The following is an 18,995-nucleotide window of genomic DNA, read 5'->3' on the forward strand; positions in this document are numbered from 1 at the left end:
GTTGGTAAGTTAATACGTTACTAAGTAAAGCCTTAATCCGACTCAGTAACTTATTAACGTAGTAACCTATTAACTTTTTCTCACGCCATCACCTCCTTCACCTTGCCCGTCCGTTTCAATACACCCCAGCTTTGGAGTTCTCCTTTCACAGCGCGGCGTACGGCTTTGAACAAAACCCACCACATGATCCAGCGGTAAATAAGGCGCTGCGGAATCAGCCATATTAAACGCCCAATGCTTTCTTTTTCCAACCGGAAAGCAGCGACTGCAACGGCCGCATCAAACAACATGAAGGCAATGTAGTAAGGAAGAATATGCGAGGCATTGCCGGTGAACAACCCAACAAGCATAAAGAAATCGGCAATGGGAATAAAGAACGGGATGATGTATTGGAACAACAAAATATTGGGCATGGCCAGCCAACCCAGCCAGCCGTAATTTTTGTTGAACATAACGTCCTTGTGCTTCCAGAAGGTTTGCAAAATGCCAAAGCTCCAGCGGAAGCGTTGCTTGTTAAACTGCGCAAGTTTTTCCGGCACTTCGGTAAAGGCAAGGGCTTTGTTTTCGTTTCTTATCTCGTAGCCTGCGCGAAGAATGCGAATGGTAAGGTCACAATCTTCCGCCAGCGTATCGGTGGTAAATCCACCTGCGTCTTCAATGGCTTTTTTGCGGAAAGCGCCAATAGCGCCGGGCACAACGGTAATGGCGTTTACCGCTGCAAAGGCACGCCGGTCGAAGTTTTGGCTGCTGATGTATTCGATAGCTTGCCAGCGGGTAAGCATGTTTACTTCGTTGCCCACCTTTACGTTTCCGGCCACCGCTCCCACTCCTTCAGCGGCAAAATGCTTCATCATTTCTGACACAGCCGTCGGGTGAAGTTTCGTGTCCGCATCAATGCACACCACAAACTCCGCATGGGTTTGAGAAATGCCGTAGTTTAACGCAGAGGCTTTACCGCCGTTGGGTTTTGTAAACACTTTCACTTTTGGATGATCCTTGAACACATCGGCCACTTTTGCGTAGGTATCGTCCTTGCTGCCGTCGTCAACAAAAACAACGTTGAAATTCGGGTAGTCGGTTTTTAATAAATTCTGCAGCGAGCTTACGGCATTCACTTCTTCGTTGTAGGCCGGAACGATAATGGAAACCAATGGATGTTGCTGCATCATTGTTGGCAGCAACATGGCCGCTTTTTTTTCTTTTCTTCTTTCGATGGTGGTTAACACCGCCATCAGTAAAATGCGGGCAATTGAAAGAGCAATGAAGATGATGAACAGCGAAAACAAAATGTGGTTTATCCAGTAAATGGTTTCTACCAAAACAATGTTTGCCTGAATGAGAAAATAGCCGCTGCCTTTGGGCACGGGCGGCATTACGGCGTCTTTCTTTTTTCCGAGATAATCGGCAACGGTCGTAAACGTATAACCGCGTTGTTTAAAATAATCAATGATGCGCGGCAGGGCTTCAATTGTGGCTTCGCGGGTTTCGCCGCCGGCATCGTGCAACAGAACGATGTTGCCGCCCTGGTTCTCGCTTTCAAACTTTTGTTTTAGCGTTATCACTCGTTGAAAAATGGTATCAGCGCTCACCCCTGGCTGCCAGTCTTCGGGGTCAATGGACTCGCCGATGTCGAGATAATTTTTTGTTCGCGCCAGGGCAACCGGCTGCAATTCCTCCCATTTCTGCGGGGTAAAATCGGCGTTGTACGGCGCACGAAACAGCACCGTTGAATGACCCGTGATGCATTCGATCAACAACCGCGTTGATTCCATTTCAATCACCGCCCGCCGCGGACTTATTTCGGCCACGTTTGGATGCAGAAAGGTGTGGTTGCCAATCTCGTGGCCCTCGCGGTAAATGCGCTTGAGCATCGGAATGTTTTCTTCCACGTTCTTGCCCACCACGAAAAATGTGGCCGGCACGTGCTTCTCCGAAAGAATATCCAGCACACGCGGTGTCCAGTTGGCGTCGGGACCGTCATCGAAAGTGAGTACAATTTTCTTGCGGTTGCGGGCCGTGTCTTGCTTGTTCCAGCCGTAAGCGTTTACAATAAACTGCGAAGGAAGCTGCACATAGTTTTCTTCACTAATGAGCATTTCGCTTGTGTCCTGTTCCGTTTTGATAAGGCCTTTGGTTGGCGTACTCACCACGTCCAGCACTTCGCCCTGGCCGTTGTAGTCTACATCGTCGGTGGATTCAATGGAGCTAAATTCGGCAAAGTCAAACCTCTGCGCCGCTTCTTTCGACATGTCAAGATTGTAAAAATCCCAGATGCGAGAGTCCTCAGAACCAAGCCGCCAAATGGCCGTTCCGGCGAGGTCACTTTCGGTGGCAAAACGCATGGTGTTGAAGGCCGTGGCCGCATCAGTAAAATACACGTCGTGCTCCACGTCGTTGTCGTCGGAATAAGAAAAATGCAAATTGTAAGTATCGTTGTTGAATTCAATTTTTCCGTCGTTTTCCTTGGCCACGGAAAGGGCTTGCTGATAGGTAAGCGGCAAGGCCTGGCTGTTCCTGGGCCAGTCATAACCATAAGCGCCAAGGCCCAGGATGATTTTGTTGGCGGGAAGCTTTTTAGTGGCTTCGTCCACGGCGGCTTCTATCCATTTTTGCTCGGCTATCGGCCCCGCTTTCGTGCCGTCCGAAAACTCGTCGTAGGCCATCACAAACAGGAAGTCGTTGTACTTCGCCAACGCATCGTAATTGTAATCTTCGTTAAACGGAATCACGTCCTGCGTTACCAGCAAATGGTGTGCGTGAAGCTTTTCGTACAATTCTTTTTGAAAAGCGATTAGCGGCTCGTCGGTGGTTTCCACCAAGTCTTCAAAGTCCACGTTTACGCCGGCAAAATGTTTTGCTTTCAACAGGCGAATGAGGTCGTTGATGAGGCGTTCGCGTTTGGCCTGCGTGGTCAAAATACGGTGTACGGCGTCGCCGTGAAAAACTTCGCCCAGGTTGTTGGTAAGAACGGGCATGATGTTCACGCCTGACTGCTGCATGATGGCCAGTGCCTGTCCGTCTATTTTCGAAATAAGAGTGTCGGCCTTTGGATCAATAAAAAACCATTCGGGAATAACGAGGTTCAGCTTGTTCACGTTGCGTTGCAGGGAGTAATAAGATTGCGGGTCCCAGTCAACAAAAAAGCCGGCGCGAATGCGGCAAGCTTCTGTATTGGACGTGATGTTTCGAAAGTTAGCGGGAACAAAAGATTGGTAAGGTTCGCGGGTTTTGGCTTTTACGTCGCGGTCATCAATAAACTTGCGAAAGCCGTAGTATTTGCGGGCCAGTTCGCTGTTTTTGTAAATAAAACTGCTGGTATCTTTCAGCGGTTTGTACTCCACCGATTGCAGGTGGGGCATGTTTGTGTTTTTAACGGCTGCGCCTACGGCAATGATGAAGGCAACGAGAAGAATGATGCCGATGAAAATCAATACGCGGCTGCCCCATTTCACCCGTTGCCAACGAGTAGCGGTGGAAGCCTGAAAAACCTGTCTGTCTTGCATAATAAATCCGATGGATTTGAACAGGCAAAGTTCAAAAATCAATTGTTAAGGCGGGGCTTATTTAGTTCAAAACCTCAATAATCAAGTTCAAGTTTAAGACGATCTTTTAATTCTTTGACAATAGGGTACTGTTCGATGAGTTTGAAGTATTGATCCTTGGCCGTGAGCGGAGCTTCAATAATTGTTTCGTCTTTTGGCGGCTCAATCAGGGTAATGGTAAACTGAAGCGTCCGGTTACACAGTTCGCCCTGCAAAAATTCACCGGCTTCTTTTCGCTCCAATTCAATAAATTTTTCGTTGATCTTGTTGTGCACGATAACTTCAAAGCAAGCCTCGTCTTTTATCACCAACTCGCCCAGTTCGTAACTCTGCCAGGCCGGGCGTTTGCTTTCTTTCAACCGTTCAATAAACTTTTTCCAGGCTTCTTTTAATGCGGCTTCTTCCAACGGCTTGTCGGCAACGGTTTGTCCGCCGTTTTCCGCGGCTATTTTGTTGCGCAGGGCATCAAGCGAAGAAAGTTTTGTTTTTGTTGCAGCAGGCTTTGCGGCGGTTTGCGCGGGTTTGTATTCTGGCTTTTGTTCTTCCACCATTGGCTGCGCCACGGGCTTTGGTACAGGTGTTTCAATCACCAGCTTGGCTTCGGGTTTTGCAACAACTTTCGTTTCTGCCGAAGGTGCTTTTTGCAGCGGCGCGGCAATGGGTTTCAGCACCCTGAACGCAACGGCTTTTGTTGCTTCAACTACTTTTTTTTTATCGAAGTTTGAGGCATTTGCGGTAATCGCCAATGCCTGTGAGAGATAGCAAAGTTTGATGAGCGCAAGCTCTACGTGCAGGCGCTTGTTGCGGGCCGCACGGAAACCAATTTCGGCTTCATTCAACAGGTTTAGCGCACTGATAATGTAAGCCGCATCTACACTTTTCGCGGCTTCGGCGTAGCGCTTTTTAAAGCTTTCCACCACTTCCAAAAGCCCGGCTACTCTTTCATCTTTACAGATTAAAAGATTTCGCAAAAATTCCGCGAAGCCGTTCAGCACCATATCGCCTTCAAAACCTTTTTTGTTGATGTCGTCGAAGAGCAACATGGCTCCTGCAAGGTCTTGCGCCAACATGCAATCGAACAGTTTGAAGTAATAATCGGCATCGAGGATGTTGAGGTGTTCGATGGTGTTTTCATACGTCACATCGCCATCGGTAAAGGAAACGATTTTGTCGAGAATGCTCAACGCATCCCTCATGCAGCCCTCGCTTTTTTGGGCAATGAGCTGCAAGGCCGTTTCCTGGGCTTTGATGTCCTCTTTTTTGGCGATGCCCGCAAGATGATTAACCGTATCCTGCAAGGTGATTCGTTTAAAATCGAAGATTTGACAACGGCTTAGGATGGTGGGAAGAATTTTGTGTTTTTCCGTTGTGGCCAAAATAAAAATGGCGTAAGGCGGTGGCTCTTCCAATGTTTTTAAAAAAGCATTAAAGGCCGATGACGAAAGCATGTGCACTTCATCAATAATATAAACCTTGTATTTGCCGGCTTGCGGTGCAAAACGTACTTGCTCAACCAAGGCCCGAATGTCGTCCACCGAGTTGTTGCTGGCGGCATCCAGCTCGTGAATGTTCATGGAAGTGCCGTTGTTGAACGACACGCAGGAATGACACACGTTGCAAGCCTCGCCGTCGGGCTGAAGGTTCTCGCAGTTGATGGTTTTTGCCAGGATGCGGGCACAGGTTGTTTTGCCCACGCCGCGTGGACCGCAAAACAAAAAGGCGTGCGCCAGGTGATTGTTTTTGATGGCGTTTTTCAGCGTAGTGGTAATGTGTTCTTGCCCCACCACCGTGTCAAAGGTTTGGGGCCGGTATTTGCGTGCGGAGACAATGAATTTTTCCATGAGTGATTGGCTTGCAAGGTAGGGAAAGGAGAGGAAATTTTTCGGGCAAGCTCCTGCGCGGCTGGGCGGTAATCCTAACCTTATAAAGGGAAAGCAAAAGCCCAATCTCCTTTTGATTGGGCTTTGCAAACGGTGCATACTTCCTTATCAATCGTCGTTCAGATCGCCGTCGTCCATGCGGGCAATAATGTAGCCGAAAAGGCCGTGCGTTTCATCATCGGGGCCGGCAGCAAAATACAGGCGTCGCTGGTCAATGGTTGATGTTGCTGGCGGCAACGTAATTGCCCACAGCCCTTCTATCTGAATCATATCATGGCCGTGGCTTCCGCGAAGCTGTCCTTTGAATTTTCCGCTCGTAGTGTAAGCGTTGATGCGGCCGTCGCCAAAGTTTCCGACTAGAATCATTGGTCCGCTGTCATCGTCATCAGCTTCATCATTGCCAAAGAAAGAAGCAGGTACTTTGGCCAAGCCCCAAGGTGCGTTCAGCGTACCACCTGAAGCAAAACGTTTTACCAGCACACCGGCGGTATTATAAACATCTACGTAACCAAGTCCCATACCCGCTTGGCTTTCTCCGTTCGCGGCCACTTTCGCATAGGTTACATAAAGAAGGCCGTCAATGTTTTGAATGTTGAAAGGCGCATAACCGGCGGGAATACCGGGATCGGAAAACGGCATGACCACAGGAGCAAAGCTCTTGTTCCACACGTTAATTTTCCGGGCCGCAAAATTGGCGGCGTACAAAAACGTATCGGTTCCGGCGGCACCCGTTGTTAAACCCGTAAACGCGGACTGCGGCACTGCAGCAATGCGCCTGGCCGTTGTGCCCTGCGCACCGTTCCAAGCCGAAAGCACACCGTCAACGCCCACGAAAATAAAACGTGCTGCGCTGCTGCCCGGAATGATGAAAGCCGTGTTGCTGCCGTTGAAGACGATGCCCGTGGGATTGCCTCCGGTAGTGGCTGCCGGCAGCGGAATGTTCACACGGCCCAAAGCCGTGGGTGCGCCTTCGCTTGTGTAAACTTCACTCACATGCCCCTCTTGCGAATTAACCCAGGCCGTGCCGTTAGGGGCAAAGGCAATCCCCCATGCATTCATCAGTGTTGGATCAATGAAGGCGGCACCATACTCGCTGTTGTTGGCCACAAGGTTCACCTGAGTAAAGTGACCAATTTTTTTGCCGCCGTTGTTGTCTTTTGCCGCTTTGGCTTCATCGGCCTGCAACGGATTAGTAGAAGCTGGTTTGTCAATTGATTTTTGACAGCCAGCAACAAACAATGCTGTCAGCGCCAGGGCAAGCCTTCCAGCACGAAGGAAGTTTGCTGTGTTGGTTTTGTTCATACAAAACAATTTTTAAGGTGAAGAAAAAGAATCCGGTTTTCAACGGGCAGGGCCTCTTGATAAGACTGGATTGAACGGTGTTCACCAACGGAAAGGCTGGTCTTCTTCCGCACCGTTGCCAACAACCCGCGACACGTTTCCGCCAAAGAAGCTGCATAGAAGGACACGACTTTACGGCTAGGGCGAAAGAAGTTAAAAGCCCGAAGGGCCTTCTTTAGTTAGTTGCCGAACAAGGAATGTAACCGCCGGTGAAAAAATTGCCGCGCAGCGAACAAAGCGTTGAAGAGCGTCTTTTGGCTTTGTCAGTCTGAGCCTGCGAAGGTTCAGGATAAACCAAAACGACCCCAATCGGTACCCGGCTGCTGGTCCATAAAAAAACGCCTTCAAATTGAAGACGTTTTTTTTATGAATATCTGCGCTTTACTTTCGCGACGCCCACTTGAGCATTTCTTTCCAGCTTGGTTTTTTGCCGTACATCAAAATGCCCGTGCGGTAAATTTTTCCGGCAAACCAGGTGGTGAACAAAAAGCCGGCAATGAGCAAAGCAGCGCTTAATCCCAGTTGCCACCAGGGCACCGTGCCCGGTATGCCAAACGGTATGCGGCACATCATGATGATGGGCGACGAGAACGGGATAATGCTGGCCCAAAAAGCAAGTTTACCCGAAGGATCGGCAATGACGGGCGCCATGAGCATCACAGAAAAAACCACGATCATGGTAATGGGGAAAGAAAGCGATTGCGCTTCCCGCATGTCCTCGTTCACCGATGAACCGATGGCGGCAAAAAGCGAAGCGTAAAAAAAGAAGCCGCCCAGCAAATAAAAGACAAAGCAAACAAGGATAAACGGCACGTTGACGTTGGAGATGACTTTGTTAACCTGCCCTACTGCTTCCGATACGGCGTTGCTGCTGCCCGATGCTTTGGTAACGTTGTAAATAACCAGCGCAAACACAATCCACAACAAAAACTGCGTGAGCGCCACCAGGCCGATGCCGATGATTTTTCCCAACATCAATTGAAATGGCCGGATACTCGACACCATCACTTCGGCAATGCGGCTCGTTTTTTCTTCCATCACACCCATCATTACTTGGGAGCCGTAAAGAAGCAGGATGATATAAATAAGAATGGCAGCTACGTAACCGATGCCCGAAGCGATGCCGCTGTCGGCTTTTTCATCGTTGATATTTTTTTCGGTGAGGTTGATTTTGCTTTGTTCGATCAGGGAACGCTGCTGTTCGGTAATGCCAAGCTTGTTGTAGTTTACGTTGGTCCAGATGGTGTTCAGTTTGTTCTGCACGCCGTACACCGAGGTGATGCCGTGATTTTTCTCAGTCACCAGTGTAAGGCTTTTCAAACCGTCCTTTGCAGAGGGCGGAACAACGACGTAGCCGTCGTAACCCATTGCCGAAAAATGCTGCCGCACACTGTCGGCATCGGCCGTTACAAAATCAAGGTAAGAAGAGCTGTCCTGCAGGTTGGCGCGGCCAATCAGTCCGCGGTCAAACACACCCGACGAATCAAGAACGGCTACCCGCAACACCTTTGAGTTTTTCTTGGCAATGTAAGTGCTGCCGAAAATAATGGCGAGGTAAAACACCGGAAAAAGAATGGTGGAAACCAGAAAGGTTTTTTTGCGAATGCGGGTAAGGTATTCGCGTTTTATGATCAGGAGTGATTTATTCATGTGAGCTTAGTTGAGTGGTTGATTTGTGAACGGCATTGTCTGTTGCTCGTTGCCTATTGCCACATCAGGCTGTTACGGGTTGAAACTGCCTTGCGGCCGGCGTGCCTTCCACAAGTTCAATAAAGATGTCGTTAAGCGAAGGAAGGATTTCGTTAAACGAAGCAATGGCTACGCCGCTTTGCAACGCGGCGGACAGAATATCATTGGGCTGACAGCCTTCGGCAATCTTTACAACCATGGACTGATCATTGCTTTTTATAATGCTAAACGAAGGATGCGAAAGCACCGGCGCTTCGCCGTCGTAGCCAACACGGAACAAGCCCGCTTTGTATTTCTGCTTTGCTTCTTTCACCGTGCCGTCCAAAATCTTCTGTCCTTTGTTTACAAGAATGATGTGATCGCAAATCTCCTCCACCTGCTCCATGCGGTGCGTACTGAAGATAATGGTGGCGCCGTTCTTTGCAAGGTTGAAGATCACGTCCTTAATCAAGTTGCTGTTTACCGGGTCAAGACCGCTAAACGGTTCGTCGAGAATAATGAGCTTTGGATTGTGCACAACGGTGGTTACAAACTGCAGCTTCTGGCTCATGCCTTTCGATAAGTCTTCCACCTTTTTGTTCCACCAGCTTTGCATTTCAAACTTCACAAACCACTCCTTAATTAACCGCATTGCTTCGTTTTTTGGAAGCCCTTTCAGTTGAGCAAGATAAAGTGCATGCTCACCTATCTTCATCTTTTTGTACAAGCCTCTTTCTTCGGGCATGTAGCCGATGCGTTCAATGTCTTTTAGCGCATCAAAGGGTTTGCCGTCGAATAAAATTTCGCCGCTGTCGGGATAAAAAATGCCGGTGATCATGCGGATAAGCGTTGTTTTGCCGGCGCCGTTCGGGCCCAGTAAACCAAAGATGCTTCCCGGCGCAACGCCAAAGGAAATGTCGTCAACGGCTTTTTGCGTAGCAAAATATTTTTTAAGGTCGCGGGCTTCGAGCAGGTTCATAAACGTAAGCTGGTTTGAGGTTGATGTGGTTTCAAATGTAATCAGCGTTTGGTGAAAAGCTCCCGCTGTTTTATACGAAGCCTCTGTTTGGCAGGACGAACCTAAACCCCTAAAGGAGCTTCGGTCGCTCTAAGCATAAGCCTCTTACAAAGCACAACGCCCCTGACTTCTAAGATCAGGGGCGTTGTGCTTTGTAAGAACTCTGCTACCGTAAACGACGAAGCCCGTTAGGGGTTTGGGGCTAGCCCAATTCGGGGTACAACGGAAACTGCCGCATGAATTCTTTCACCTCTTCCGAAACATTTTTAACCGTTGCCGCATCGTCAATATTCATCAAAACTTTATCCAGCAAGTCCACTACGGTTTGCATGTGTCCTTCCTTCATTCCTCTTGTCGTAATGGCCGGCACGCCCACGCGAATGCCGGATGTAACAAAGGGGCTTTTATCATCGTAAGGCACGGCGTTTTTGTTTAAAGTGATGTGCGCTTTGTCCAACGTTTCCTGCGCTTTTTTGCCCGTAATGTTTTTGTTGCGAAGGTCAATCAACATTAAATGATTATCCGTGCCACCGCTGATAAGATGGTAGTCTTTTGCCACCAATGCTTTTGCCATGGCTTGCGCATTGGCCTGAATTTGCTTTGCGTAAGCGGTATAATCCTCCGATAAAATTTCGCCGAAAGAAATGGCTTTCGCCGCAATCACGTGTTCTAATGGGCCGCCCTGCGTGCCGGGGAAAACGGCCATGTCAAGCAGGTTGCTCATCATGCGAACGTTGCCTTTGGGATCTTTCAATCCAAACGGATTTTCAAAATCTTTGCCCATCATGATGATGCCACCGCGAGGCCCGCGAAGTGTTTTGTGCGTGGTGCTTGTAACAAAATGACAATGCTCAAAAGGCGAAGACAAAAGACCTTTTGCAATCAGACCCGCCGGATGCGCAATGTCGGCCATTACAAAAGCGCCAACTTCATCGGCCACTTTGCGAATGCGTGCATAATCCCAGTCGCGGCTGTACGCCGACGCGCCGCAAACAATCATCTTCGGCTTTTCGGTTCTTGCTTTTTGCTCCAGCTCTTCGTAGTTGACCAAACCGCTTTCTTTTTCTACCGTATAAAAATGCGCTTCGTATAATTTGCCGCTAAAGTTTACTGGCGAACCGTGTGTAAGGTGACCGCCCATGCTCAGGTCAAGACCCAGGATTTTATCGCCGGGTTTTAATACGGCCAGCATGACTGATGCATTGGCCTGCGCGCCGCTGTGCGGTTGCACGTTGGCGTATTCGCAATTGAACACTTGTTTCAAACGGTCAATCGCCAACTGCTCTACTTCATCTACAAATTCACAGCCCCCGTAATAGCGGCGGCCCGGGTAACCTTCGGCGTATTTATTGGTCATTACGTTGCCCATGGCCTGCATCACTTGCAGCGAGGTAAAGTTTTCGGAAGCAATGAGTTCAATGCCGTGGCGCTGGCGCTCCAGCTCTTTGCGAATGATGTCGAAAACAAGTGTGTCGCCCCCTGTCCCTCTAAAGGAAAGATTTGGGCTTGAATTTTCTTTTGCTGTCTGTACCATTTCTTATTGACTGTTTCGTTGTTGAATAGCGAACAAAGCGCACAAGAGTGCGACGCAAGCAAAGCTAAATGGATAGACGAACTTCTGGTACATAAAAAAATATCATGAAAGAAAAGAAAGAGGGAATGCCGTAAGGCTTCTATCGCCTAAGCCTCCCCTTTCGGAGGACAAGTGGCCTTTGAATGAAAAATCCCTAATTTCGACCGCTTATTTCGTTTGTGATGACGTGTGAAAGAAGTGGTGGCGTTCCGGTTCATCGAAACAGTTTTACATGAAAGCAATTATTCCCGTGGCGGGCGTGGGCACAAAGCTTCGTCCGCATACATATACACAACCCAAAGCCTTAATCCCGCTGGCCGGCAAAACGGTGCTCAGCATCATTGTGGACCAGTTAAAAGAAGGCGGTCTTACCGAGTTTGTCTTTATTGTTGGTTACCTCGGTGAAAAAATCCAGGACTACGTTCGCGAACTCTACCCCGACATCAAAGCGCATTTCCTTTTTCAGAACGACCGGCAGGGCATTGGTCACGCCATTGAACTGGCGAAAGACGTGGTGAACGGCGACGAGTTGTTGATTGTGCTGGGCGATACCATTGCCGATTACAACGTGAAAGCGGTAATTGAAAGCGAAACCAGCGTGATTGGCGTAAAAAAAGTGGACGACCCCCGCACCTTTGGTGTGGCGGAGATTTGCAACAATACCGAAGTTTCGCACGTGGTGGAGAAACCGCACATGCCCAAAAGCAACATGGCGCTGGTAGGCATTTACAAGATCAAAGAAACCGCGATGCTTTTCGAATGCCTTGAAGCCAACATGGCCGCCGGCATTAAAACGCACGGCGAATACAGCATCACGGACGCTTTGGATTGCATGATTAAAAAAGGCGCCGAGTTCAAAGCATTTAAGGTGGATAGCTGGTTTGATTGCGGCAAGCCAAATACGTTGTTAGAAACCAATGCGACCTTGCTGAAAAAGTTTGGCGCCAGAGCCGAGCCTTCACCGGCTTACGAGAACACGGTTTTTATTCAGCCCGTGAGCATCGGCAAAGGTTGTTCTATCAAGAATTCCATTATTGGTCCAAACGCCACCATCGGCGAAAACACCAACATAGATTTTTCCATCATTAAAAATTCCATCATCGGCTCTTTTTCCAACCTGCACGACATTGTGCTGGATGATTCGCTCATCGGCAGCGACACCGTCATCCGCGGCGAATCAAGAACCTTGAACATCGGGGACAATACGGATATTGATTTGGGATAGTTGATTGGTTGATCGGTTGACTGGTTACTTGGTTGATGACTTCTAATCAACCGATCAACTACTCAACTGATCAACCAGTCAACCGATCAACTATTTTTACGCGATGTTCTCTAACTCGATTACAAAACTTTTCTCCACAAACTATCCCATCATCCAGGCCGGCATGATTTGGGCAAGCGGATGGAAACTTGCCAGTGCCGTAAGCAACGCAGGCGGTTTGGGCATCATCGGCGCCGGCAGCATGTACCCCGAAACACTGCGTGAACACATTCAGAAATGCAAAGCCGCAACAACAAAACCGTTTGCCGTAAATCTTCCGCTTCTTTATCCTGATTTAGACAAGCACATTGAAATCATTATTGAAGAAGGCGTGAAAATTGTTTTCACATCTGCCGGTAACCCCAAAACATGGACACAGCATTTTAAGCAACAAGGCATTACCGTTGTACACGTCGTAAGCAGCAGCAAGTTTGCACTTAAGGCGCAGGAAGCCGGTTGCGACGCCGTTGTTGCCGAAGGCTTTGAAGCCGGTGGACACAACGGGCGGGAAGAAACAACGACGTTTGTTTTAATTCCGGCTGTTGCAAAAGCTGTGAACATCCCCGTCATTGCCGCAGGCGGTATTGCCACGGGAAGACAGATGCTTGCGGCCATGATTCTTGGCGCACAAGGCGTACAAATCGGCACACGCTTCGTTGCCAGCGAAGAAGCTTCTTCGCATCTCTCATTCAAACAAGCAATCATTGATTCTGTTGAAGGCGACACGCAACTGACGATGAAAAAACTGACACCCGTGCGGCTTTTAAAAAACAATTTTTTTCAGCAAATACAAGAAGCCGAAGCTCGTGGCGCAGATGAAATCGAACTCAAAAAAATTTTAGGAAGAGCAAGAGCAAAACAAGGCATGTACGAAGGCAATCTTGACGAAGGCGAATTAGAGATTGGGCAAGTAAGCGCTTTGGTGAAAGACATTTTACCCGCAGGCAAAATCGTCGCTAACATTTGGAAAGAATTTTCCGAAGCGCTTCAACGTCCGCTGAACCAATAATTGATGGTTGCTTCATTGTGTTGAACAAGGCTTTTTTATGTGAAGCAATGCCTTCAATTTTGTTGCACAAACTCCCGCTTTGGATTCCATTACCCATATCGTTCTTGGCGCTTGTATTGGCGAAGCCGTTGCGGGCAGGCAGCTGCACAAACGGTCTATGTTTTACGGTGCATTGGCGCAAAGCGTACCCGATGTAGATTTCGTACTCGGCTTTTTTTTGCACGGGGCGGATAACGTTGTGGCGCATCGCGGAATTACGCATTCAATTTTGTTTGGTGTGGTTGCCGTTCTTTTTCTCACCTGGCTGGTGAAGAACGTGATTCACAAAACGCCGCTGCCGCTAAAGAACGTGTTGCTGCTTTTTGCCGTGAACATTTTTGTTCATCTTTTCATTGATACGTTTAATGCGTACGGTGTTGGCTTGTTGATGCCGTTCAGCCGTCACCGGTTTACGTTTAACGTGTTGTACGTTGCCGATCCGCTTTTCTCCATCGCACCGTTTATATCTTTTTTATTCCTTCTCTTTTTGCACAAATCGCACAAGCGAAGAGTGATGTGGATTCGCACGGGCATTTTTGTTTCGGCCATTTATTTGTGCATCGCCATCGTTAACAAAATCATTGTTGACAATGCTGTTCAACGAAACCTTTCCGCCCAAAACAAATCAACGGATTTTTTTACCACGCCGTCACCGTTTAATTCCCTGCTTTGGTTTGTGGCAGCAAAAGAAAAGAACGGCTATTACACGGCCTACCGTTCGGTCTTTGACAAAGACACGATGAGGTTTACCTTCTTTCCGCGGAATGAAACGCTGACCGATACCGTCGGCAATCAAAAAGACCTTCACTCATTAAAAGATTTTGCGCAAGGCTATTACACGTTTGAACGCTGGGGCGATACAACGGTGCTGAACGTTTTGCGCTTTGGACAAGAAGTAGGCTGGTACAATCCGACAGACCGTTTCTGTTTTCACTACTACCTGAACTTTCCCGCGCAGAATGATTTGGTGGTGCAAAGAGGAAGGTTTGAACACTGGACCAAGGAAAGCCTGAACGCTTTTTTCAGAAGGATGTTTGGTGCGGCCACTTCCCGGTGAGGTTCTTACGGATAAGCCGCATACGCCGCGGTTTGCGCCAGCATTTTATCCACCTTGTCAAACCACTCGTATTGAATGCTCTTGCGGCGGCTGTGATCCGTTTCGCCGTCGTAAGCTTCCTGCATGTCTTCCTTCTCTTTTACAATTTGCTCATAAATGGCGGCAATGTCTTTTTTAAATGTCTCGGGATTGAATTGATAGTTCGACAAAGCTTCATATAGCTTGCGGGCATGAAGCTCGGTAATGTCGAAGTGCACCTGCTCGTGCGCCAGTATGTAATCGGTCCTTAACAAACCCCAGGATTTCTTCTTGGAAAAATGGCAGGAGATGTGGAAGGTCAAGTCGCCGTCTTTTACCTGGTACGAAATACCAAGCGAGGTACTTGTAGAAGCAACGGCATCGCCCTGCTTTTGCGGGGCGCAGAGAAAATCCTCCCACCCAAGTTTTCGTTCGGGCTGCCAGGGAATGACTTCGTTCTCATCTTCGCCGCCGGGTAAAATTTTTTCGGGTACGGTAACGGTAACGGGTACGGGCAACTGCGGCTTGGCCGGAGCCGGCGTGCCGGAGAAGTTCGCAGTCAACAGAAGTAAGGGTAACAGGTGGAAGCGTTTCATATTTCTAAGTAACGAAATCGGAAAATAAAAATTTCTTAACGACTTATGAAAGCTTCGCAATCGTCGGTCAGCGGCAGGTTTCAGGAGTTTAACCGGGGCTTCCAGGGTATTTCTTCGGCGCCCAGCTTTTGCGCCGCGTAACGGGCCAGGGTAAAAAGGTAATCGCTCAGGCGGTTGAGGTATTGAATGATTTTTTCGTCCACAAAGAGCTCGTGCTGTTGCATGTTCACGCAAAGCCGCTCGGCACGGCGACACACGCAGCGAACAATGTGAATGGAAGAAACAGTAGCGTGTCCGCCGGGCAGAATAAAGGATTTCATCGGCGGAAGGCCCGCGGTCATTCCATCAATGCGGTTTTCTAAAAAAACAATATCGCTTTGGTGCAGGTCGGGCAGCTTCAGCTTCGGTTCCTTCTCCGCATCGGTGGCCAGCGAAGAACCAATGGTGAACAAGCGGTCTTGTATCTCTTTCAATTCGGTTTTGAATTCATCGTCCTTAAACAAATCGTTGATGTAACCAATCCACGAGTTCAGTTCGTCCACCGTGCCGTAGGTTTCAATGCGAATGTCATTCTTCGGAACCTTGGTGCCGCCGATTAAAGAGGTTGCACCTTTGTCGCCTGTTTTTGTGTAAATCTTAAATGCCATAATCCCCCCTGTCCCCCTAAAGGGGAGACTTAGGTCAATCTTGCTTTTCTTTTTTAATCTTTCTTAAAAACAAGGTTGACATTTTTGTTTTGAAATTTTGTTTCAATCATTGATAGCCTTTCCAACTTCTTACCATCAATTTTATTCTAAAGAACTGATGACGTCAAATAAAGTTTCTTCCACCTAAGTCTCCCCTTTAGGGGGACAGGGGGTTTTCAACAATGCCATCTTTCAAGCGAACGATGCGCTTGGCGTGTGCCGCAATCTCTTCTTCGTGGGTGACCAAAACCAGGGTGTTACCGGCGGCGTGTATTTGTTCAAACACCTTCATGATTTCGGCCGACGTTTTTGAATCGAGATTGCCCGTCGGTTCATCCGCCAGGATGATGGAAGGGTTGTTGATTAAAGCACGAGCAATGGCTACGCGTTGATTTTGGCCGCCACTCAATTCGTTCGGCCGGTGATGGCTTCTGTCACCAAGACTTACCCGCTCCAAAACTTCTTTTGCTCTTTCGGTTCGTTCTTTTTTGCCAACGCCGGCGTAAACCAAAGGCAGGGCCACATTCTCCAAAGCGGTTAAACGCGGCAGCAAATTAAATTGCTGAAACACGAAACCAATTTCTTTGTTGCGCACGTCGGCAAGCGCATCGTCGTTCATACGGGCCACCGGTTGATTGCTTAAAAAATAGTCGCCGCTTGTCGGTGTATCAAGGCAGCCGATAATGTTCATCAGCGTGCTTTTGCCCGATCCGGATGGTCCCATCAGCGCCACAAATTCAGCCTTATTAATAGAAAGCGAAATGCCCTTGAGCACTTCAACCACCGCTTTGCCGAGATAATAATTCTTTCGCACATCGTTTAGCCGAATCACCGCTTCCATCAGGCATCGTCCTTTTTAATCACTTTGGGCACGAGAAAGAAATCCCCGTTGTGCAGCGGTGCGTTTTGCAAGGCTTCTTCTTTGGTGAGCATGTTCTTCGGCTCGTCTTCACGCAACACGTTTACGGCGCTGGTTATGTGCAACAGCGGTTCAATGCCGGTTGTGTCAAGCTCTTTGAGCTTGTCCACAAAGCCAATCATTTTTTGGAGATCGGCTTTTAGCTCTTCGCGTTCGGCCCCATCAAAATCAAGCATGGCCAGGCGGGATAATTTATCAATCAGTGCGTCATCTACCTGCATGGGTCAAATATAGAGGAGAAATGACAGATGATGGATGACAGATGACAGCAATAAGAAGTGAATTTATGCGCTTAACCGTCATCCATCATCTGTCATCCGCCATCCAAAACTTGATGAACGGTAGCCAGCATTTACGAAACGCATCGTAGATTTGGCTTGAACCTTAATCGAAGAATTATGAAAAGAACTTTTTTATGGAAGACAGTTCCGCTCCTGGTAATCATTAGCGCCCTGGTATTGACGGTATCCTTTGCGCAAACGAATGCCGGCACAGCCAGAAAGAACGGCAACGACACCGTTCCGCAAAAAGAGAAACAAGTTCGAAATCTTGATGAGGCCTTGATAGAACTTGACAAAGGCGAAGCCGACATGCAAAAAGCCCTGCGCCAAATTGACGGCGAGAAAATGGAACGCGAAATGCGCGAAGCCATGAAGCATCTTGAGATGGACAAAACGAAAATGAAGGAATACCTGGCCCGCGCCATGAAGGAACTTGATGCGCAGAAAATGAACCTTGAGATGCAAAAGGACATGGTCAATATGCAGAAAGAACTGAAGGAAATAAACGCCGAAAAAATAAGGCAGCAAGCAGAAGAAGCCGTTGCGAAAATTGACACCGAAAAGATGAAAGCCCAATTGGAAAAAGTAAAGGAGATTGACTTTTCGAAAATGAAAAAAGAATTGGAAGACATGCGTCCCGAGATTGAAAAGTCCATGCGGGAAGCAAAGAAGAACATCGAAAAAGCAAGGCAGGAATTAACCTCGTATAAAAATTTGGTGAACGCCTTAAACAAAGACGGCTACCTGAACAAAGACGCGAGCTACAAGGTAGAATACAGAAGCGGCGAGCTAACCGTGAACGGCAAAAAATTACCGGCCGACGCGGTAAAAAAATACAACGAATATTTATCCGACAAGAAAGACTTCACGCTGCAAAAAGACAGCGATGGCTTGAACATTCACAACAAGTAAGTTGATTAGTTGACACGTTGACCGGTTGGCATCTTGAATTTCGGATCTTGAATTTTGACTCCTCCATCTTTACTGCTTTTAGCTTTGCGGCATGGAAAGCATGTACTTCGTGGCGGTGGTTTTACCGAAGCACCTGGATGAAAAAATTCTTCAGCACAAAAAATGGATGAAGGAAAACTACGGCTGCAAAGTAGGCTTGAAGTCGCCGGCGCACGTTACGCTTGTACCGCCGTTTTGGATGAATGCGGAAAACGAAAGCCAGTTGAAAAACAATTTGAAAACGATTGCATCGGCCGTTGTACCGTTCACCGTGTGGACGAATAATTTCGCTGCGTTTAAGCCGCGAACCCTGTTCGTTGCCACGAAGGAAAACAAGGCGTTGAATGAATTGAAAAAGAAAACCGATGACGTCTTTCAGCGCAGCGATTACAAAATAAAAAAAGAAGCCCGGCCTTTTCATCCGCACATTACCATCGCTACCCGCGACTTGCACAAAGCGGCTTTTGCTGGGGCATGGCCGCAGTTTCAAAACAAAAGCTTTGAAGAAAGCTTCGCGGCAACCAGTATTTCTTTGCTAAAACACAATGGCCGCACCTGGGATGTAATCTTCACGGCAAACTTTAAAACAGACCTGGAGCAAAATGCAGGAAAGACCGTGTAAGGACCTACGCAAATTGCAGCAAATAAAGAAAGGCTTCAGCGCCGTTCGGTTTGAACAAGCGCCGAAGCCTTTTTAACAAGCGCCGCACAATTGCCTTATTGGCGTTGAGAACTTTTTTTCTGCCCACCGTGGTTCATTGATGTATCGGCTCTGTTCGTTGTGGTTGTGCCGCTGCTGTTCATGTTGTTGCCACCGGTTGCGCCGCTGTTGGTCATTGTTTGATTGTTCGGAGTTCCGTTAATCGTACCCGTATCGCCGCCCATGTTGCTGGCGCCGGTGCCGGTTGCGTTGTTCGGCGTTGAGTTGGTCACGTTCACCGTTGTATCCGTAGCCGGGCTTTGTCCCGATCCGTTGTCTTTGCCGTTGCAACTAAAAATCCACAAAGCCAATCCGCTCAAGAAAAGAAGTTTTCGCATAGACAAAAATTTTTATTGAAGATTAAATTGCCACCGTTCATGCTTCAAGTTTGCAGCCAATCTTTTCTTCTTTGACAAAGCCAACAAGAGGCCGGCAATTGATACATCTTTTCTA

16 protein-coding genes are annotated in these 18,995 nt (G+C 48.1%); 5 read left to right on the forward strand and 11 right to left on the reverse strand.

Going from position 1 to position 18,995, the window contains the following annotated elements:
* Positions 1-80: 80 nt before the first annotated feature.
* The 6 genes from FSB75_RS11010 to FSB75_RS11035 form a co-directional block, all read right to left on the reverse strand.
* Positions 81-3,503: a polysaccharide deacetylase family protein gene (locus tag FSB75_RS11010; RefSeq protein WP_146787033.1), complete on the reverse strand. Its 3,423-nt coding sequence runs from the start codon at positions 3,501-3,503 to the stop codon at positions 81-83.
* Between the two features lie 74 nt (positions 3,504-3,577).
* Positions 3,578-5,383: a DNA polymerase III subunit gamma/tau gene (locus FSB75_RS11015; protein WP_146787035.1), complete on the reverse strand. Its 1,806-nt coding sequence runs from the start codon at positions 5,381-5,383 to the stop codon at positions 3,578-3,580.
* Between the two features lie 147 nt (positions 5,384-5,530).
* The gene (locus tag FSB75_RS11020) at positions 5,531-6,724 is read right to left on the reverse strand and encodes a TIGR03118 family protein (protein WP_146787037.1); all 1,194 of its coding nucleotides are present in this window, start codon (positions 6,722-6,724) and stop codon (positions 5,531-5,533) included.
* Between the two features lie 420 nt (positions 6,725-7,144).
* Positions 7,145-8,413: an ABC transporter permease gene (locus tag FSB75_RS11025; RefSeq protein WP_146787039.1), complete on the reverse strand. Its 1,269-nt coding sequence runs from the start codon at positions 8,411-8,413 to the stop codon at positions 7,145-7,147.
* Positions 8,414-8,477: 64 nt separating this feature from the next.
* Positions 8,478-9,410: an ABC transporter ATP-binding protein gene (locus FSB75_RS11030; RefSeq protein ID WP_146787041.1), complete on the reverse strand. Its 933-nt coding sequence runs from the start codon at positions 9,408-9,410 to the stop codon at positions 8,478-8,480.
* Positions 9,411-9,651: 241 nt separating this feature from the next.
* Positions 9,652-10,983, reverse strand: coding sequence for a serine hydroxymethyltransferase (locus FSB75_RS11035; protein WP_146787043.1), 1,332 nt, complete (start codon positions 10,981-10,983; stop codon positions 9,652-9,654).
* Positions 10,984-11,254: 271 nt separating this feature from the next.
* On the opposite strand from FSB75_RS11035, the gene FSB75_RS11040 reads away from it, so the two are divergent.
* The 3 genes from FSB75_RS11040 to FSB75_RS11050 all read left to right on the forward strand — a co-directional run bounded on the left by FSB75_RS11040 (position 11,255) and on the right by FSB75_RS11050 (position 14,391).
* Positions 11,255-12,247, forward strand: coding sequence for a sugar phosphate nucleotidyltransferase (locus FSB75_RS11040; RefSeq protein WP_146787045.1), 993 nt, complete (start codon positions 11,255-11,257; stop codon positions 12,245-12,247).
* Between the two features lie 103 nt (positions 12,248-12,350).
* Positions 12,351-13,295 carry an NAD(P)H-dependent flavin oxidoreductase gene (locus FSB75_RS11045; RefSeq protein WP_146787047.1) on the forward strand — a complete coding sequence of 315 codons (945 nt, stop codon included), beginning with the start codon at positions 12,351-12,353 and terminating at the stop codon, positions 13,293-13,295.
* 79 nt (positions 13,296-13,374) lie between these two features.
* On the forward strand, positions 13,375-14,391 hold the full coding sequence (locus tag FSB75_RS11050) for a metal-dependent hydrolase (protein WP_146787049.1): 1,017 nt from the start codon (positions 13,375-13,377) through the stop codon (positions 14,389-14,391).
* 5 nt (positions 14,392-14,396) lie between these two features.
* Here FSB75_RS11050 and FSB75_RS11055 read toward each other — a convergent pair whose 3' ends face one another.
* The 4 genes from FSB75_RS11055 to gatC all read right to left on the reverse strand — a co-directional run bounded on the left by FSB75_RS11055 (position 14,397) and on the right by gatC (position 16,831).
* The gene (locus FSB75_RS11055; RefSeq protein ID WP_146787051.1) at positions 14,397-15,005 is read right to left on the reverse strand and encodes a DUF922 domain-containing protein; all 609 of its coding nucleotides are present in this window, start codon (positions 15,003-15,005) and stop codon (positions 14,397-14,399) included.
* A gap of 80 nt (positions 15,006-15,085) precedes the next feature.
* The gene (locus tag FSB75_RS11060; RefSeq protein ID WP_146787054.1) at positions 15,086-15,652 is read right to left on the reverse strand and encodes a cob(I)yrinic acid a,c-diamide adenosyltransferase; all 567 of its coding nucleotides are present in this window, start codon (positions 15,650-15,652) and stop codon (positions 15,086-15,088) included.
* A 196-nt stretch (positions 15,653-15,848) separates the two neighbouring features.
* A complete protein-coding gene (locus tag FSB75_RS11065; RefSeq protein ID WP_317130379.1) occupies positions 15,849-16,532 on the reverse strand; it encodes an ABC transporter ATP-binding protein in 684 nt (227 codons plus the stop codon).
* The gene (gatC, locus tag FSB75_RS11070; RefSeq protein ID WP_146787060.1) at positions 16,532-16,831 is read right to left on the reverse strand and encodes an Asp-tRNA(Asn)/Glu-tRNA(Gln) amidotransferase subunit GatC; all 300 of its coding nucleotides are present in this window, start codon (positions 16,829-16,831) and stop codon (positions 16,532-16,534) included. The genes FSB75_RS11065 and gatC overlap by 1 nt, the downstream gene beginning before the upstream one ends.
* 177 nt (positions 16,832-17,008) lie before the next feature.
* Here gatC and FSB75_RS11075 point away from each other — a divergent pair, with 177 nt between their 5' ends.
* Complete coding sequence (locus tag FSB75_RS11075) at positions 17,009-17,803, forward strand: hypothetical protein (protein WP_146787063.1); 795 nt, start codon at positions 17,009-17,011, stop codon at positions 17,801-17,803.
* Between the two features lie 91 nt (positions 17,804-17,894).
* A complete protein-coding gene (thpR, locus tag FSB75_RS11080) occupies positions 17,895-18,464 on the forward strand; it encodes an RNA 2',3'-cyclic phosphodiesterase (protein WP_146787066.1) in 570 nt (189 codons plus the stop codon).
* A gap of 95 nt (positions 18,465-18,559) precedes the next feature.
* Here thpR and FSB75_RS11085 read toward each other — a convergent pair whose 3' ends face one another.
* Positions 18,560-18,880 carry a hypothetical protein gene (locus FSB75_RS11085; protein WP_146787069.1) on the reverse strand — a complete coding sequence of 107 codons (321 nt, stop codon included), beginning with the start codon at positions 18,878-18,880 and terminating at the stop codon, positions 18,560-18,562.
* Positions 18,881-18,995 lie beyond the last annotated feature (115 nt).

The sequence above is a fragment of the Flavisolibacter ginsenosidimutans genome (assembly GCF_007970805.1).
In the GTDB taxonomy this organism is placed as follows: Bacteria; Bacteroidota; Bacteroidia; order Chitinophagales; family Chitinophagaceae; genus Flavisolibacter; species Flavisolibacter ginsenosidimutans.

Excerpts from the sequence above, each read along its gene's own strand:
- FSB75_RS11020 (WP_146787037.1), bottom strand. The coding sequence starts at position 6,724 with ATGAACAAAACCAACACAGCAAACTTCCTTCGTGCTGGAAGGCTTGCC.
- FSB75_RS11075 (WP_146787063.1), top strand. The coding sequence starts at position 17,009 with ATGAAAAGAACTTTTTTATGGAAGACAGTTCCGCTCCTGGTAATCATT.
- FSB75_RS11010 (WP_146787033.1), bottom strand. The coding sequence starts at position 3,503 with ATGCAAGACAGACAGGTTTTTCAGGCTTCCACCGCTACTCGTTGGCAA.
- FSB75_RS11040 (WP_146787045.1), top strand. The coding sequence starts at position 11,255 with ATGAAAGCAATTATTCCCGTGGCGGGCGTGGGCACAAAGCTTCGTCCG.
- FSB75_RS11085 (WP_146787069.1), bottom strand. The coding sequence starts at position 18,880 with ATGCGAAAACTTCTTTTCTTGAGCGGATTGGCTTTGTGGATTTTTAGT.
- FSB75_RS11045 (WP_146787047.1), top strand. The coding sequence starts at position 12,351 with ATGTTCTCTAACTCGATTACAAAACTTTTCTCCACAAACTATCCCATC.
- gatC (WP_146787060.1), bottom strand. The coding sequence starts at position 16,831 with ATGCAGGTAGATGACGCACTGATTGATAAATTATCCCGCCTGGCCATG.
- FSB75_RS11060 (WP_146787054.1), bottom strand. The coding sequence starts at position 15,652 with ATGGCATTTAAGATTTACACAAAAACAGGCGACAAAGGTGCAACCTCT.
- thpR (WP_146787066.1), top strand. The coding sequence starts at position 17,895 with ATGGAAAGCATGTACTTCGTGGCGGTGGTTTTACCGAAGCACCTGGAT.
- FSB75_RS11030 (WP_146787041.1), bottom strand. The coding sequence starts at position 9,410 with ATGAACCTGCTCGAAGCCCGCGACCTTAAAAAATATTTTGCTACGCAA.
- FSB75_RS11055 (WP_146787051.1), bottom strand. The coding sequence starts at position 15,005 with ATGAAACGCTTCCACCTGTTACCCTTACTTCTGTTGACTGCGAACTTC.
- FSB75_RS11025 (WP_146787039.1), bottom strand. The coding sequence starts at position 8,413 with ATGAATAAATCACTCCTGATCATAAAACGCGAATACCTTACCCGCATT.
- FSB75_RS11065 (WP_317130379.1), bottom strand. The coding sequence starts at position 16,532 with ATGGAAGCGGTGATTCGGCTAAACGATGTGCGAAAGAATTATTATCTC.
- FSB75_RS11015 (WP_146787035.1), bottom strand. The coding sequence starts at position 5,383 with ATGGAAAAATTCATTGTCTCCGCACGCAAATACCGGCCCCAAACCTTT.
- FSB75_RS11035 (WP_146787043.1), bottom strand. The coding sequence starts at position 10,983 with ATGGTACAGACAGCAAAAGAAAATTCAAGCCCAAATCTTTCCTTTAGA.